Consider the following 15,622-nt stretch of genomic DNA (forward strand, 5'->3'; position numbering starts at 1 on the left):
AATCCCCTAAAATGTAAAAATAGATGGGTTCTAAATAGAACACATCTATTTTTTATTAATAATTTACCCTTTTATATCTACCCTTTTATGTATTTTATCGTAGCAATATTCTATTATTTCTTTTCTTTTAATTATACCAATAAAAGTTTTATGATCATCTATTACTGGTACGAAGTTTTGGTTTCTAGCTTTAGATATCAAGTCCTCTATATTTGCCTCTATTGAAACAGGATCATTATCTTTTCTTCTTTTAATTTTCTTAATTGGCATATCTTCCATTGTTTTAAAATCTAGAGTTTTTTCTTGAAAATTATCTTTTAAAGTCCATAGTAAATCGCCCTCTGTTATAGTTCCTACATATTTTCCCTCACGAGTTAGTATAGGAATAGATGAATATTTATGATACTCCATCTTTTCTAGAGTTTGTCTCAATGTATAGTCTTCATAAATAAAAGCCACTTCACTCTTTGGTGTTAAGAAAAATAATATATTCATTAATACTACACCTCCAAAATTAACTAGCTAATTTTTAAAGAGAATTTATTCTCTATAGTAATTTTATCATATTTACTTAATAATTTAAATTTTTATTTTGAAATTCATATTAAAGGGTATATAATATATGTACATTTACTTAGGAGGCAAAATATGAATTATCAATTAGAACTAAGAAATATTTTAGATAAAATTTATGATTATAAAATATATAATATATTATTAAAAAAAGACATAGATAAGCTTAATGAAAATAATATAGACCATATAAAATCTTTACTAATTAATGAAGAAATATACTTAGGTAGCGATATGCATGATTTTATAATAAATTTAATTTCAGAAGGATTTGAAGGATATAACTTTAGAAAAACTATTTCTATTGTCCATAATATAACTTATCCTTTACTTTATGATGAAAACGGAAATACGTTAAAAAACTATACATTTACTAATTTCGCTAAAAAATTATGGGAAGAAAATACTCATGAACTACTAATTACAGACCTTTATAGCATGTTTAGCCAAGAAGATTTTATAAAATACATTAATGATAATATGAATAAAATATGTAGTGATATTCTTATAAAAGTAAAAGATTTTAAAAATAATAAAAATATAACTATACCTTTTAAAGATATAAGCAAATTATCTAACTCTTTTAAAAAAAGTATTCTTGATGGTAAATTAGATTTTTCTTATGCTATATCATACATTGATATGGACTTATTAAGAGATGATATGATGAAGAATGTAGTTGATTTAGATTTCTATGATGAGTTTGATAAATTAGAAGATGATTTAGAAGAATGTTTAGAAAAGTTCTTTAAGTATAACAATGAAGAATTATTAAATACATTAGTTAATAAAGATGGTTTTGAATTAGTTGAAGGTATTGGACTTGTAAAAAATAAATAAATTAAAAAAAAGCCACACTAAAGTGGCTTTTCTTTCACATATGACTAGATATTACTAATATTTCTTTACTAATTAATACTAATATATATGAATTTTAATTATAATCTTACTACGTTAGCAGCTTGAGGACCTTTTGCACCTTCAACTACGTCAAATTCTACATTTTGTCCTTCTTCTAATGATTTGTATCCTTCACCTTGTATAGCTGAGAAATGTACGAAAACATCTCCTTCACCTTCTACAGATATAAATCCAAATCCTTTTTCATTGTTAAACCATTTTACTACACCAGTTTTCATTTAATTAAATCCTCCTAAAAACACACTTTAATTTAGCTGCCTTATTATGCAACTTTAACCTAACTTTAACATATATACATAGCTTTGTCAAATTTATTTATTTATATACCATATTTATGCTTATTTCTTTTAAAAATTTATTTTTAATAATTTACCTTTATAAAATGGAACCTTATTGCTTTATCGCTCCAGCCTAAATCCCAAGGAACAAGAAGTCTATCTGTATTATGACAAGTTACTAAAGGATAACCTTTTGAATCATGTCCTGTAACAGTTGATACATGTGTTATCCTACCTTTTTTCTCATATCCTACAAAATCTCCAGGTCTTAAATTATATGCTTCTTTATATACTTCTTCATAACTACCTTTAGCTATATAACTTCCTCTACCACTATTTACTATATAATTTTTAAATCCTTGAGCATTTACCCAAGCCTTAGTAGCACTTCCATTTTCATAATTCCAAATTTCATTTTTCTTAAATCTTCCACTTTCATACATAATTTGAGATGCAAAGTTTGCACAATCTCCACCATCACAGTTAAAGTCTCTGTATTTAGGATTAAACTTCAATCCATATTCTTCATCTGAAGCTGCACCACAATATCTATGAGCATAATCTATTGCTTTTAATTGCTCTTTTGTTAATTCTGGATATATTGGTTGGTGACCTGTTATATAATTTTTTATATCCTCTGACTTAATATTCTCTAAATTTAAAGAATCAGCAAATGGATCTGTATACCATTCCTTTGTTATAATATAGTTATCATCTTTTATTTTTACATGAAGGTAATGATATGTACCAATTCTAAACATATTTTCTTTTTCAGGTTCATTTTCATAAGAATATTTATATTCTGTTGAAACATCACAAATGATTCCGTATAAGTTCTTTTCTCTTTCTCTTATCTTTTTAAGTTTAACTTTCGTCTTTATATCATTAAATTTTACACCTTGTTTACTAGACCAGTTTTCTAAATACTTCATTTTCATGACTTCATGTTCATATGCCCAAAGTCCGAAATTTATATCTGTATCATAAAGCTTTTTTAATATTTGTTCATTTTTTTCTAAAATAGCCTTATTTCTATAATCAAAAAGATTCTCAAGAAGTAATGTATATTGCTCACTTATTTCTTTAGGATTTTCATCTTTATATTTATAAACTTCCTCCATCATAATTTGATCATCTTCATTTTTACCATAAGATTTATTTGCACAAACAAATGTAAAAATCAACGTTAACACCAAAGTAAATAAAACTTGCTTAGTATACTTATTTTTGTATATCTTCAAGCATTACACCTCCCAATAGAAAGTACATCAATTTTAATATAACTTTAGTATATCCAATTACTTATAAATAATTTTATCATTATATCTATATTTATAAATAAAATTGTCATAGTACATTTTTTGATTTTATTTTTTTATATAAAATAAATACAATTTTATTTTTTTTATAGTAATATAAAATAGTAGTAAATTTTTTATAAATAAAATGGAGGTTTATTATGATAAAAAAAGTAGCTGCTATCAATGATTTGTCTGGAATTGGTAAGTGCTCTCTAACTGTAGCCCTTCCTATATTATCGGCTCTTAAAGTGCAATGCTGTCCTTTTCCAACGGCTATATTATCAAGTCAAACAGGTTTTAGTAAATATACTTTCTTAGACTTGACTGATGAAATGGAGAATTATTATAATACATGGAAAAACTTAAACTTAAATATAGATACTATTTGTAGTGGATTTTTAGGATCTATTCATCAAATAGACATTGTTATTGATTTCATAGAACAAAATAAAAATGCTTTAGTAATTGTTGATCCAGTTCTAGGTGATGGGGGTATTTTATATCCTATTTTTGATAAAAATACTTGTTTAAAAATGAAAGATTTAGTAAAGCATTCACATTTAATTACTCCAAACTTAACTGAAGCTTGTCTTTTAACTAATAAAGATTATCATGAGGATTATAATGAAGATGAATTAATAAATATAGCTAAGTCTTTATGTAAATTGGGACCTAATAAAGTAATCATTACAGGAATTATAAAAGATGATAGAATTTATAATTTATCTTATGATAGTATTAAAAATAAATCTTTCTTATATGGATTAAAGTATGATAAACGTTCTTATAGCGGAACTGGAGATATTTTTGTTTCTATTATATCAGGTCTTATAACAAATAATTTTGATTTAGATTTTGCTGTAAAAACTGCTTCAGACTTTATATATAAATGTGTATCTTATACTTCTACATATGAAACTGATAGAAATCAAGGTGTCATGTTTGAAATGTTTTTAAATGATTTAACATCTATAAATAAGTAAACTTGTACTTATATAATTTTATTAAAACGTATAAATATTTTATTAATATTTATTCTATATCCTCTTTTAAGTTTATAAAATAATAATATAGGCTTAAAGGAGGATATTTTTATGGATATAAATCAAAAAGCTAAAGAACTTGCTTATTACATTAAGGGTACAAAAGAATTCAAAAATATGAATAGATATAAAGATGAATTAGAAAAAAATAAAAACCTAAAAAAACACTTAAATACTTATCTTAGTAAAAAAAATCAAATATACTCTAAATATAAAATTGATGAAGCAAATAAAAGAGTTTCCAAATTAGATAAAGAATATATAAATTTTTTTAGTAACCCTCTAGTTACAAACTATATGAATAGTACCAATGAATTCAATAGTATGATGAAAAAAATTTATTCCTCTATTGAGGGTGAACTCCTAAAATAATATTTTAATAATAAAGTCTCTCATATTAAATAATATGGGAGATTTTTTAATTTATATAATTTGTACATAAGACTTAAATTACATTACTCTTATTTTTATAACTCATTGTTAGTACGACTTAATTTTAAAAGTTTTCAACAGTTGCAATCTCAATATAAATTCTTTTTATGTAAAAAAGGAACTGTAATAGTAACAGTTCCTTTCTATGATTACTTATTAGTATTTTTAATTTTTCTTTGTATAAATTTAACTATTTCAACAATAGGTATAACAGTAAATGATATTAATAAAGATACTATATACTCAATATATGAAATATGCTCAAATCCAAAAGCATTTGATAAAAATGGTAAATAAATTACAGCAGTTGTTAAAGCAAGAGAAATAGCCATTCCTCCCCATAAAAATTTATTTTGTCCCTTTATAGAAAATATTGATTTTCTTCTAGAGCGAAGGTTAAAAGAATGAAAAATTTCTGCCATAGACATTGTTAAAAATGCCATTGTCATTCCATCTGGACTATTAACAAATTCCCAAACTCCGCTTTCCATATAGTGCCCTACATAATAGGCTATTATTGTAATTACAGCTATCATAATACCTTGCCATAAAATATCTATAGCCAACCCACCAGAAAAAATACCTTCTTTTTTGTCACGAGGGCTACGTTTCATTATATCCGCTTCGGCTTTTTCTGTACCAAGAGCAAGAGCTGGGAAACAATCTGTAATTAAATTAATCCATAATAAGTGTACTGGTTTTAATATTACAAATCCCATTATTGTTGAAAAGAATATTGCAACTACCTCACTTAAATTTGAAGATAGCAAGAATTGAATTGATTTTCTTATATTATCATAAATCCTTCTACCTTCTTTTACTGCAATTACTATAGTAGCAAAGTTATCATCAGCTAAAACCATATCTGATACATTTTTTGTTACATCAGTTCCTGTTATTCCCATACCTACCCCTATGTCAGCACTTTTTATAGCTGGAGCATCATTTACACCATCTCCTGTCATAGCAGCAATTTTACCTTTTTTCTTCCATCCATTAACTATACGAACTTTATGTTCTGGTTGAACTCTTGCATATACTGAATATTTTTCAATATTTTTATCAAACTCTTCATCACTCATTTCATTAAGAGCAGATCCAGTTATAGCTTCATTAGAGCTATTAATAATTCCAAGTTCCATTGCAATAGCCACTGCTGTATCTTTATGATCACCAGTAATCATTATGGGTCTAATACCTGCGTTATTACATTCTTTTATTGCATCTACAACTTCTTCTCTTACTGGATCTATCATTCCAGTAAGACCTATAAAAATAAGGTCTTTTTCTAAATATTGGCTACTTATTTCCTTAGGCATATCTTTATATTCTTTCATAGATGCACATAGTACACGTAATGCTTTATCTGCCATATGCTTATTTTCTTTTAGTATTTTTTCTCTATCTTCATTAGTCATCTCCTCTATTTCATTATTTATTAATATTCTATTACAACGTTTTAATACTTCGTCTGGTGCACCTTTTGTATATTGCAAATATTTATCTGATTTAGTTTTATGAATTGTTGTCATCATCTTTCTATTTGAATCAAAAGGAATTTCTGAAACTCTAGGATAAGATCCTTCTAAATCATTTTTATCTATTCCTATTTTATACGCATAGTTTACCAAAGCACATTCTGTAGGTTCTCCAACAGCAAAAGTATCACAAAGCTTAGCATCACTAGCTAAAGTCATTGCTTGTGCTAATAATTCTTCATTGTCACTAAAATAACTTACTACTGTCATCTTATTTTGTGTTAAGGTTCCAGTTTTATCAGAACAAATAACCTGCGCACATCCAAGAGTTTCAACTGCAGTTAATTTCCTTATAACTGCACTTTTCTTTGACATATTTGTCACTCCAATGGCTAATACTATAGTAACAACTGTAGCTAACCCTTCTGGAATTGCTGCAACTGCAAGACTTACAGCCACCATAAAAGTATCAATAAAAATTTTACCTTCTATATTGGGATATGATTTAGCTAGAGTAAATAAAAATATAAAAATGCATATTCCTATTACTAAAAAACTTAAAGTCTTGCTAAGTTGATTTAACTTATGTTGCAAAGGAGTTTGACTTTCTTTTGTATTAGAAAGTATATGAGCAATTTGACCCATTTCAGTATTCATACCTGTAGCTGTTATCACAACACATCCACGTCCATAAACTACTGAGCTACCCATATAAACCATATTTTTTCTATCACCTAATGCTATATCTTTTTCATTTTCACCTAAACTTAAAATATTACTTATCTTGCTTACAGGAACAGATTCCCCTGTCAATGCAGATTCCTCTATCTTTAAACTTGCACTTTCAATAATTCGTCCATCTGCAGGAATTGCATCACCTGCCTCTAATAAAACAATATCACCAACTACCACTTCTTCACTTTTAATTGAGACTTGTTTGTTATTTCTTATAACCTTGCAAGTAGAAGATGTCATATTTTGAAGTGCTTCTATAGCTTTTTCTGATTTATTTTCTTGATATACACCTAATACACCATTTATTATAACTACGATAAAAATAATAAATACATCTGTATAAGATTCGTTTGCGTAGTAAGCAGTTATACCTGAAATAATTGCTGCAACTATTAAAATAATAATCATAGGATTAGTTAGCTCTTTAATAAACCTTGAAAATAAAGATATCTTTTTCCCTTCTTCAAGCTTATTTATACCATTTTTTCTTAATCTGTCTTTTACCTCTTTTTCACTTAATCCTTCTTTACTACTTTTAAGATTCTCTAAAACCTGTTTATAAGTTAGTAAGTATTCTCTCATTTTACTACCTCCTTTTTAATTTCTATCAAACTAAAAATGAGACTTATGCATAGAAAGATCTATACACAAGTCTCATTCATTAAGGTAAACCAGACTGAAATCAGTCAAGATGTTGATTTACCGCGCACACTGTACGGAATTACTCCCTTGTGAGTAATTATTTTTATTAATATATTCATAGTATATTATTATGTTGATACTTTTAGAACAAAATCTATAAATTTTATATAAAAATAAAAGGTAGAACATAAATATTCTACCTTCTTACTTAGTTTTATTTTTATAACCTTATTTATTATAAGGCATTGGTTGCATCATTTGTTGCATATACATATAGTAACTCATACACATATCATCATCCTGAGCTGGATATGGTGACATCATGTTATCATCCAATGATGGATATTTATTAGTGAAGTTACCCATACATTGCATTGGAGCCATATTATACATAGGACTTACATAAGTTGAGCATGGCTTTTGAAAACAATTATTTTTTTCTACATCAATATATATTATTTCATCTTCACAAGAACATGTTTTTTCAACTATAGAATCACAAGTATTCATAGAAACGTTATTACAAGCATTCATCATAGGTTTATTACAATTGTTCATCATTGGCTTATTACAAGGACTCATCATCGGTTTATTATAATGATTCATCATGGAATCATTACATCCACAAGTATTTTTCATTGTTTTTTGATGGCATTCACAATCATTCATAGTTGTATCTTCTAATACACAATTACTTTCACAAGTTTTTAATTTATTTCCACATTTATTTATCATTTCTTCACATTTCTTAGAGTTTTTTTCATATTCTTTTATCTTGTCCCCTGCTGTTTTGTAACATTCTAAAGCTTTTTCATCAAACTTTAATGCTTGATTATATAATGCCTTAGCTTTTTCATTACAGTTCTCTGCTTTTTCATATAAACATTTAGCTTTTTCACAGTTTGCTTTGGCTTCATTTTCTATATTTTCAGCCTCTTTGCTTAAGCATTTTGCCTTATGTGATAACTCTTCTGCTTGTTGCATTAATTCTTTAGCTTTACATTCATTTGCTTTAGATTGATTTTCACAATTGTTAGCGCTTTGTAATAGGCTACATGCTTTTTTTGATAATAATTTGGCACTCTTTTCACATTCCTTAGCTTGATTAAATGTTTGTGTTGCTTCAGCTTCATATTTACAAGCTTTATTAAATAATTCTTCTGCTTTCTTAGCTAACTCAACACATTTATCTACACATGTTATTTCGTAATCTCCACAAGGACATTCTACATAACAATCCATAGTTTTTTTATTAGTAGGACATGGTTTACAAGATGATATAGGTTCACATTCTACTGGTTTTGTGCAAGGTTCACAAACATTACAAACTTGGTTTTGAGAAGTACAAGAGCATGATTGTTTTTTCTTTTTTTTCATAATAAGTCAAACTCCTTTTGTTGTTATTTATTTCATAAGCAATAAAACTTATGTTGCTAATATAATTATATGAAAAGCCTTAAATGTGGTTACTTTTTATCTAGAAATTAGATAAAATAGAAATATTTTATAATGAAAAAGACAATACAAGTTTTATTTAACTTATATTGTCTTTTTCAGTACTTATCTAAAATTTAAGTTTAATGCATTTATATTTATTTTATATTCATCTTGTAAGTTTTGATTTAGTATAGTTTTAAATTCTTTTATTAATTCATAATCATCTCTATACTTTGTAACATTCAGTAAATAGTCATTAAATTCTATTCCCTCATAAGTTACTACATTAAAATTAAAATTATATTTATCTAATGGTAAATTTAAAAATACTTCACTTTTATAAGAATCTATTATAAGATTTTTACTTATTGGAGTATCTGATTCTATTACAATGCTTCCATCCTCAAGATTATCTCCTTTTATAGTAACTTTTTTAGGTATATATTTTTCTACATCATAAAAACTAGAATCGTCAGTGGAAATATCTATGTTATTAGAATTTATATTAACCTCATCTATGCCAAATAATTGTGATAATTGAAGGGATAAACCAGTCTTAGAAGTTAAATCCAATAACTTCAAATCTTTTATAGTATTTGGTATATATATACTTCCTGAATATGTTTTAAAAATGCAACTATCTAAAAATACATCTTCTTCAACATCTAAATGTCCACTCTCTGTTATTACATTTATATTTATATCATTTGGTACATATATTAGTATAGTATTGCTATAATTTGAAAAAATATTTTCTAATCCTTTATTGACAAGATCATCTATATTTTTAATTTCTTCTTTTTTTGAATTTTTAATTTCTTCTATAATTAAACCTTTATCTTTTTCATTAATTTTTATACCACTATTTTTATAAAGTCCATTACTTTTTATTACTACTTTATCAGAGGAACTTTTTAATATGTTTACATTTGCATATTTAGTATTAATACTTAAATTATTTATATTAATATTCTTTTCATAAATGACTTCTTCCTGATTAACTTGTTCTTCATAATCTTGTAATTTATTTATGAAATAAGGCATAGAGAGAAATCCAGACCACACAGATCCTATAAGTCCTACTATTATTAATATAATAGCAAAAATAGATAGCTTTTTATTCATTCTCTTTACCTCCTTGATTTTTATTTAAGTTTATTTCTTCTTTTCTTATATCTGCATCAACATATATTTTTCTAGTTTTTATCCAATTAATGTATCTTCTATAAACTTTTCTCATTAGTCTTACTACAAATACAAATATTTGCCATGAAAGAATTTGAAATCCTATAAATGCCATTGATATAAAAATGAAAAAACAAGATATCTCCGGTGATGGCCATGTTACACTAATCATTAAAGGTATAGCTATTACAAAAAAAATCAAGCTTATAATTAATACTGCTGCCACAGCAACCATAAATAATATAATGCTAAAAGCAGGCATTATTAATGCTAAAGATAATAAAAATAAAATAATACTTACAGCCTTATTTGATAAACTTCCCTTTTTTTGTGAATCAGGTGTTAATTTTTCTTCTATATAGCTTTTACTTCTAAAAAACATTTCTTTTGTTTTGTTTTTTAAATTTATATATGTTTTTTCTATTTTATCTTTTTTATCATCACTATCTTTATCTTTTATTTGACTTATTAGGTCATTTGCTATAGACTTAGGCGATCCAAGTGCTGCTATAGTTTCTAAATCACTCTTTCCTTCTATTTCACCATCTACAAAATACTCTTCGTAATCTCTGATTATATCGTTTAACTCATTTTCTGAAAAATATTTTTTTAAATAATCTCTTAATATCTCTAAAAACTCTTTTCTATTCAAAGTAATTACCTCCTTCATCATTTAATATAAGACTAACTGCATTAACGAAATCATTCCATTCAATTATCATTTTTTCTAAATAGTCTTTTCCACTAGGCGTTATCTTATAATACTTTCTTGCTGGACCTTCTGTTGATTCTAATATATATGATTCAAAGTATTCATCTTTTGTAAGCCTTCTTAATATAGGATAAATAGTGCCTTCATTTACATTAATTACTTTAGATATACTTTGCACTATTTCATATCCGTACATATCTTTTTTAGAAATGAGCGTTAATACACAAATTTCTAAGACACCTTTTCTAAACTGAGTATTCATCTATCTTCTCCTTTCTATTGTTATATTTAACTTAAATTATAATTTATCATATTATAAAAATTAACTTAAGCTACGTACTTGTACTTTATTAAATATATGAAATTATATTTTTATCTACTGTGTAATATACAATACCTTGTTAAACTTATTATATAGTAACACAGTACTATGTTAAACACAATAGATATTTTATTAATTTTTTCTTACAAAAATATAAGCTACAAGAAGTTCTTGCAGCTTTAAAATTTATAAAATATACCCTAGATAAAAGTTGTATCCGAAAAAACATATACTCATAATAACTATTATACGCTCAATTAATACTAATATAATCTCTCCTAATTTAAGTGGGATTACAGACTTTTTTATAAAAGGAATAAAAAAAGAAAATGATATACATTGTAAAGATATGACTAAACTTAATATTAATTTTGTTATGTAATATGTATCTTCTGATAAAAGTTTTATCCCCAATATGTTATTAAAAAAAGACAAATTTATTATATTAGACATTAAATCATTATTCGGTAATCCAAATATACTTATAATCATATATGTGAAATTATTGATTAAATTAATTATTGGAATACAATTATAAATTATATTACTTATAAAAAATATAACTACTACTATAGGAGTTAATTCTATTAAAAAATAAAAGGCATCGTTTAAATAGTACATGGAATATGATAATAAACTTTTCTTCTTTCCTTTAGATAAATGTTTTTTTATAGCTGTATTTAATTTATTTTTTCTGCAATTTATATCTTTGTATCCTGATTTATAAAAATAACTTTGTTTTTTCTTATTTAAAGGATAAATCCTACAAACAATAATATTGCAAATTATAAGAAGTAAAATCTCTATCACTACAAATTTAAAAGTATTAATCCCAACTTTATTACATAAATCTGAAGTCAAAGTGAAAGATAAAATAGAAAAATTTAGTATAGTTATACAAGCTTCTCTTTCTCTTAATTTACCATCTTTGTATAATTTATAGGTAATAAAAGCTCCACAAACATTATCTACAAATATATATACTAAAAAATTCAAAAATACCTTACCACTTACTTTAAATATTTTTTTCATTATTTTATGTGTATAAGCTTCAACAATTTCTATTAGTCCATATTCTAAAATTAAAGGCATAAAAATTGATGATATAGGCAGCAAAATAACTAAATTTAAAATCATATCTTTCATAACAACAATAAATATATCATCTATAAAAAATAATTCTTCTCTTCCAAACAAAATACATGTTAGTATTATCAAAGCAAATACTCTATTAAGTAATGATAAATTATTTATAAATGTTCTTTCTTTTGTAAAAAATTTTTTCAAGGTAGATAGTGTAATAAATAGTATGAGTGATATATCTATAATTATTGATAACTTATTTTCAGCCATATATGAAAAATGATAAATTAATGTCTCAAATTGATTGTTTATTTTTATAGGTATAAAAAATATTATGATTCCCAAAGATGAAAATAAAAACATTTGTATTATTTTAAAAATATCATTGCTATCTAAATAACTATTTTTTTTAATATTTTCCATAAATTCACCTCTCTTCTATCTTTACCATCTGCACCTCACATTCCTTTATTTTTGTATAAAAAAAATTCGCTTACCTTAAGCCACTGTGTGGCGCTCCACTTCATGTCGCCAACAGCTTTGCCCGTTGCTCAAAATTCGCTTCGCTCATGTCGCCAACGACTTCGTCCGTTGCTCAAGTAACAAAGTTGATAGTTATACGTTATACACGAAACAGATAACATATAATTTCCTTACAATAAAAAATAATATTATTTATCATTAATCTATTAACATTGATTATAATTAAATACAAAGGTATAATACTATAAACGAAACTTTCTTTTTGAGGTGATTATTTGAGTGAAACACAAAGTAAAAAAACAATATTAATATTAACAGCTCAGTTTGGTGCTGGTCATATTAGTGCTGCAAATGCAATAAAAGATTATATTTTAGAAAAGAATGAAAATATAATCGTAGTAATCGAAAACTTTATAAGTGCAAGTGTTCCTCGTATAAATAGACCAATGGTTAAAATGTATGAAAATAATACTAAATATGTACCTGGACTTTATAATTACTATTATTATTTAAAAAAATCATTCAATTCAAAATACGATATATCATATAAAATATATACTCCAAAATTGGCTGAGTACATAAAAAGTATTAACCCAGATTTAATTATTTCTACTTTCCCATGCGCTGCAGCTTGTGTAAATGATTTTAATACAAAAAATCCTGACAATAAAATTCCATCTTTAACTGTTATCACTGATGTTGTAGATAGTTTAGAATGGGTGTTTCCAACTACTGATATGTATTTTGTTCCTTCATATGAAATAAAAAACAGATATGTTCAAAAGGGAATGGATCCAAGTATATTTAGGGTAACAGGAGTACCTATAAGCAAAAAATTTTCTTGCGATAAAAAAGTTCGAGGTAATAAACTAAGACTTCTTCTTCTTGGTGGAGGTAGAGGTTTATTTGATTTCGATGAAAATTTTATGCATTGGTTAGACGATTACTTAAATGAGTATAATAATATTCTAGATGTAACTATAGTCACTGGCAGTAATAAAAAACTTTACGAGCATTTAACTGTGAAAAAACCTTTATATAATATAGTTGTTAAAGGATATGTAAATGATATGCCTAAATTAATTAAAGAATATGACTTAATATTAACAAAATCAGGTGGTGCCACATTATTTGAGGCTATAAGTTCAAATACACCCATAATAGTAAAAAATCCAAAAGTTGGACAAGAAATTGAAAATGCTAAGTTTATCAGAGATAAAGGTATTGGAATTTTATATGACAATGATGAAAATTTAAAAGATATAATAAAATCTTTATTAAAAGGTGAGTTAAATTCTAGGATAGAGTTTATGGAAGAAAATATTTCTTACTTTAAAAAGACTATACACCCAGAAAAAATTGCAGACTATGTTTTTGAATTAATTAATAACTAAAAAAGATAACAAAAAATTGTTATCTTTTTTATCTAAAATTATTAAAATTTATAACTTTTCCTTTATTATTATCGTTTAAATTTTGACCTGGCTTATTTGTAAGAATTTTCAATTTTTTAGATTCACTTACTAATTTTATTACTTTATATACTATTCCTCCTAAGAAACCTAATCCTATTACCCTGCTAATAAAGTTTAAATATGAATTTGAATTACATTCATATGTCAATATATTTAACACTCTTATTAATGAAACTGATATTAAACCAGTTTCTATCATAGCTGATGTTTTTTTTATTTCATTTGCTATTGACTTTTTCTTTGAAATTTTAATTATCATTAAACTATTTCTATTTAATGCTCTTAGTATATCTTTAATAATTATAATTCCAATATCTTTATTAAAAATCTTTAAAGATGGTATAACTAATGCCCCTATCAAAAGTATACATGTATTATAAAAATATATCACCCTCCCATCTTGACTTCCATTATAAATAAAATATGATATAAAAATTATAAAGATAAATATTCCTGTTGTATTGATTCTTTCTTCTTTTATTTTTGTGTAGATAGTATAAAGAATGGATATGAATATAACTCCCCTAAATGTATGCCATATATTAGCAAATATATTTATGTTAAAGGCTAAAATTGGAATTAAAATATATACTAGAATGTCCTTGACAAATCTATATTTCATTCATTACCTCTCCCCTCAGTATAATAAAATTAGATAATATACTCATTATAAATATATTATCTATACCTTCTATAAATTATCATTTAATTCCTCCTTATTACACTATAATTTTCCACTCTTTTCTTTATATTATGAATTTTTTTAATTTTTTGATAATTAATATATTAATATAATATTCTTGTAATCAAAAAAGACAGATAATCATTATCTGCCTTTTAGAATAAATATTAATCTACACAATCTAAAGGATTTTGTAATTCATCATTTACAATTACTTCAAAATGCAAGTGATTACCTGTTGAATTTCCTGTTGAACCTACTTTTGATATTACTTGACCCTTCTTAACTATATCTCCTTCTTTTACAAGAATACTATTATTATGAGCATAAACAGTTATTTTGCCATCAAAATGTTCTATTTTTACTAAATTACCATAGCCATTAGCATTATTTGCATATATTACTATTCCATCATCACTAGCTAATACATCTGTATTTTTAGGTGCAGGTATATCAACCCCTGAATGGAATTTTAATGTTTTACTTATAGGATGGATTCTATAACCAAATTTAGAACTTATATATGTATAATCCTCTAAAGGCCATTGCCCTTTTATATAAGTAGTTTTGCTATTTTCTAAAGTATTTACTTTGTCTATTTTAACATCTTTAATCAGATCCTCTTCTAATCTTTCACACTTGTTTAATTCTTTTTCAAGAAATATTTTAATAACTTTTGCTTGATTTATTTTTAGGGTATTTATATTTACTTGTCTTATTAAAGCATCAGAACTTACTAAATAATTATTTTTTGATTCTTTATTTTTAATTATATTTTCTAACTCATTTATTCTATTGTTTAAGTATTCTTCTTTTTCTTGATTAGATATTAATTCATCT

The 15,622-nt window shown here is 25.1% G+C and carries 15 protein-coding genes; 4 read left to right on the forward strand and 11 right to left on the reverse strand.

The annotated features are described in order from the left end of the window. Positions 1 to 63: 63 nt before the first annotated feature. The gene (locus J7G74_RS11445) at positions 64 to 495 is read right to left on the reverse strand and encodes a CBS domain-containing protein (protein WP_297135432.1); all 432 of its coding nucleotides are present in this window, start codon (positions 493 to 495) and stop codon (positions 64 to 66) included. A 153-nt stretch (positions 496 to 648) separates the two neighbouring features. On the opposite strand from J7G74_RS11445, the gene J7G74_RS11450 reads away from it, so the two are divergent. Then, positions 649 to 1,413, forward strand: a complete 765-nt coding sequence (locus tag J7G74_RS11450) for a hypothetical protein (protein ID WP_297135435.1) — start codon at positions 649 to 651, stop codon at positions 1,411 to 1,413. Positions 1,414 to 1,511: 98 nt separating this feature from the next. Here J7G74_RS11450 and J7G74_RS11455 read toward each other — a convergent pair whose 3' ends face one another. Next, positions 1,512 to 1,712, reverse strand: a complete 201-nt coding sequence (locus J7G74_RS11455) for a cold-shock protein (RefSeq protein WP_295598529.1) — start codon at positions 1,710 to 1,712, stop codon at positions 1,512 to 1,514. Between the two features lie 143 nt (positions 1,713 to 1,855). After that, on the reverse strand, positions 1,856 to 3,013 hold the full coding sequence (locus J7G74_RS11460) for an amidase domain-containing protein (protein WP_297135437.1): 1,158 nt from the start codon (positions 3,011 to 3,013) through the stop codon (positions 1,856 to 1,858). A 218-nt stretch (positions 3,014 to 3,231) separates the two neighbouring features. Here J7G74_RS11460 and J7G74_RS11465 point away from each other — a divergent pair, with 218 nt between their 5' ends. Together J7G74_RS11465 and J7G74_RS11470 are read left to right on the forward strand one after the other, a co-directional pair. After that, on the forward strand, positions 3,232 to 4,056 hold the full coding sequence (locus J7G74_RS11465; protein WP_297135439.1) for a pyridoxamine kinase: 825 nt from the start codon (positions 3,232 to 3,234) through the stop codon (positions 4,054 to 4,056). A 111-nt stretch (positions 4,057 to 4,167) separates the two neighbouring features. Continuing rightward, a complete protein-coding gene (locus J7G74_RS11470) occupies positions 4,168 to 4,488 on the forward strand; it encodes a YlbF family regulator (RefSeq protein ID WP_297135441.1) in 321 nt (106 codons plus the stop codon). A 209-nt stretch (positions 4,489 to 4,697) separates the two neighbouring features. Here J7G74_RS11470 and J7G74_RS11475 read toward each other — a convergent pair whose 3' ends face one another. The 6 genes from J7G74_RS11475 to J7G74_RS11500 form a co-directional block, all read right to left on the reverse strand. Continuing rightward, positions 4,698 to 7,343, reverse strand: a complete 2,646-nt coding sequence (locus J7G74_RS11475) for a calcium-translocating P-type ATPase, PMCA-type (RefSeq protein WP_297135443.1) — start codon at positions 7,341 to 7,343, stop codon at positions 4,698 to 4,700. A gap of 288 nt (positions 7,344 to 7,631) precedes the next feature. After that, on the reverse strand, positions 7,632 to 8,780 hold the full coding sequence (locus J7G74_RS11480) for a hypothetical protein (RefSeq protein WP_297135446.1): 1,149 nt from the start codon (positions 8,778 to 8,780) through the stop codon (positions 7,632 to 7,634). 183 nt (positions 8,781 to 8,963) lie between these two features. After that, positions 8,964 to 9,965, reverse strand: a complete 1,002-nt coding sequence (locus tag J7G74_RS11485; protein ID WP_297135449.1) for a hypothetical protein — start codon at positions 9,963 to 9,965, stop codon at positions 8,964 to 8,966. Then, positions 9,958 to 10,677, reverse strand: a complete 720-nt coding sequence (locus tag J7G74_RS11490) for a DUF1700 domain-containing protein (RefSeq protein WP_297135451.1) — start codon at positions 10,675 to 10,677, stop codon at positions 9,958 to 9,960. The genes J7G74_RS11485 and J7G74_RS11490 overlap by 8 nt, the downstream gene beginning before the upstream one ends. Beyond that, positions 10,670 to 10,999, reverse strand: coding sequence for a PadR family transcriptional regulator (locus J7G74_RS11495; protein ID WP_297135453.1), 330 nt, complete (start codon positions 10,997 to 10,999; stop codon positions 10,670 to 10,672). The genes J7G74_RS11490 and J7G74_RS11495 overlap by 8 nt, the downstream gene beginning before the upstream one ends. 246 nt (positions 11,000 to 11,245) lie before the next feature. Then, the gene (locus J7G74_RS11500) at positions 11,246 to 12,565 is read right to left on the reverse strand and encodes a hypothetical protein (RefSeq protein ID WP_297135455.1); all 1,320 of its coding nucleotides are present in this window, start codon (positions 12,563 to 12,565) and stop codon (positions 11,246 to 11,248) included. A gap of 335 nt (positions 12,566 to 12,900) precedes the next feature. Between J7G74_RS11500 and J7G74_RS11505 the strand changes: the two genes are divergently transcribed. After that, positions 12,901 to 14,019, forward strand: coding sequence for an MGDG synthase family glycosyltransferase (locus tag J7G74_RS11505; protein ID WP_297135456.1), 1,119 nt, complete (start codon positions 12,901 to 12,903; stop codon positions 14,017 to 14,019). 28 nt (positions 14,020 to 14,047) lie between these two features. Here J7G74_RS11505 and J7G74_RS11510 read toward each other — a convergent pair whose 3' ends face one another. Both J7G74_RS11510 and J7G74_RS11515 read right to left on the reverse strand, forming a co-directional pair. Further along, entirely contained in the window at positions 14,048 to 14,491 is a 444-nt protein-coding gene (locus J7G74_RS11510) for a hypothetical protein (RefSeq protein ID WP_297135459.1), read from the reverse strand. A 458-nt stretch (positions 14,492 to 14,949) separates the two neighbouring features. Next, positions 14,950 to 15,622 (reverse strand): M23 family metallopeptidase (locus tag J7G74_RS11515; protein WP_297135462.1); only part of this gene is annotated, 673 nt, incomplete at its 5' end.

Source organism: Terrisporobacter sp. (assembly GCF_017888745.1).
GTDB lineage: Bacteria > Bacillota > Clostridia > Peptostreptococcales > Peptostreptococcaceae > Terrisporobacter.

What these genes read in the sequence shown, in the direction of transcription:
- J7G74_RS11495 (WP_297135453.1), bottom strand. Translation starts at nt 10,999, where the DNA reads ATGAATACTCAGTTTAGAAAAGGTGTCTTAGAAATTTGTGTATTAACG.
- J7G74_RS11450 (WP_297135435.1), top strand. Translation starts at nt 649, where the DNA reads ATGAATTATCAATTAGAACTAAGAAATATTTTAGATAAAATTTATGAT.
- J7G74_RS11485 (WP_297135449.1), bottom strand. Translation starts at nt 9,965, where the DNA reads ATGAATAAAAAGCTATCTATTTTTGCTATTATATTAATAATAGTAGGA.
- J7G74_RS11470 (WP_297135441.1), top strand. Translation starts at nt 4,168, where the DNA reads ATGGATATAAATCAAAAAGCTAAAGAACTTGCTTATTACATTAAGGGT.
- J7G74_RS11465 (WP_297135439.1), top strand. Translation starts at nt 3,232, where the DNA reads ATGATAAAAAAAGTAGCTGCTATCAATGATTTGTCTGGAATTGGTAAG.
- J7G74_RS11445 (WP_297135432.1), bottom strand. Translation starts at nt 495, where the DNA reads ATGAATATATTATTTTTCTTAACACCAAAGAGTGAAGTGGCTTTTATT.
- J7G74_RS11455 (WP_295598529.1), bottom strand. Translation starts at nt 1,712, where the DNA reads ATGAAAACTGGTGTAGTAAAATGGTTTAACAATGAAAAAGGATTTGGA.
- J7G74_RS11475 (WP_297135443.1), bottom strand. Translation starts at nt 7,343, where the DNA reads ATGAGAGAATACTTACTAACTTATAAACAGGTTTTAGAGAATCTTAAA.
- J7G74_RS11500 (WP_297135455.1), bottom strand. Translation starts at nt 12,565, where the DNA reads ATGGAAAATATTAAAAAAAATAGTTATTTAGATAGCAATGATATTTTT.
- J7G74_RS11480 (WP_297135446.1), bottom strand. Translation starts at nt 8,780, where the DNA reads ATGAAAAAAAAGAAAAAACAATCATGCTCTTGTACTTCTCAAAACCAA.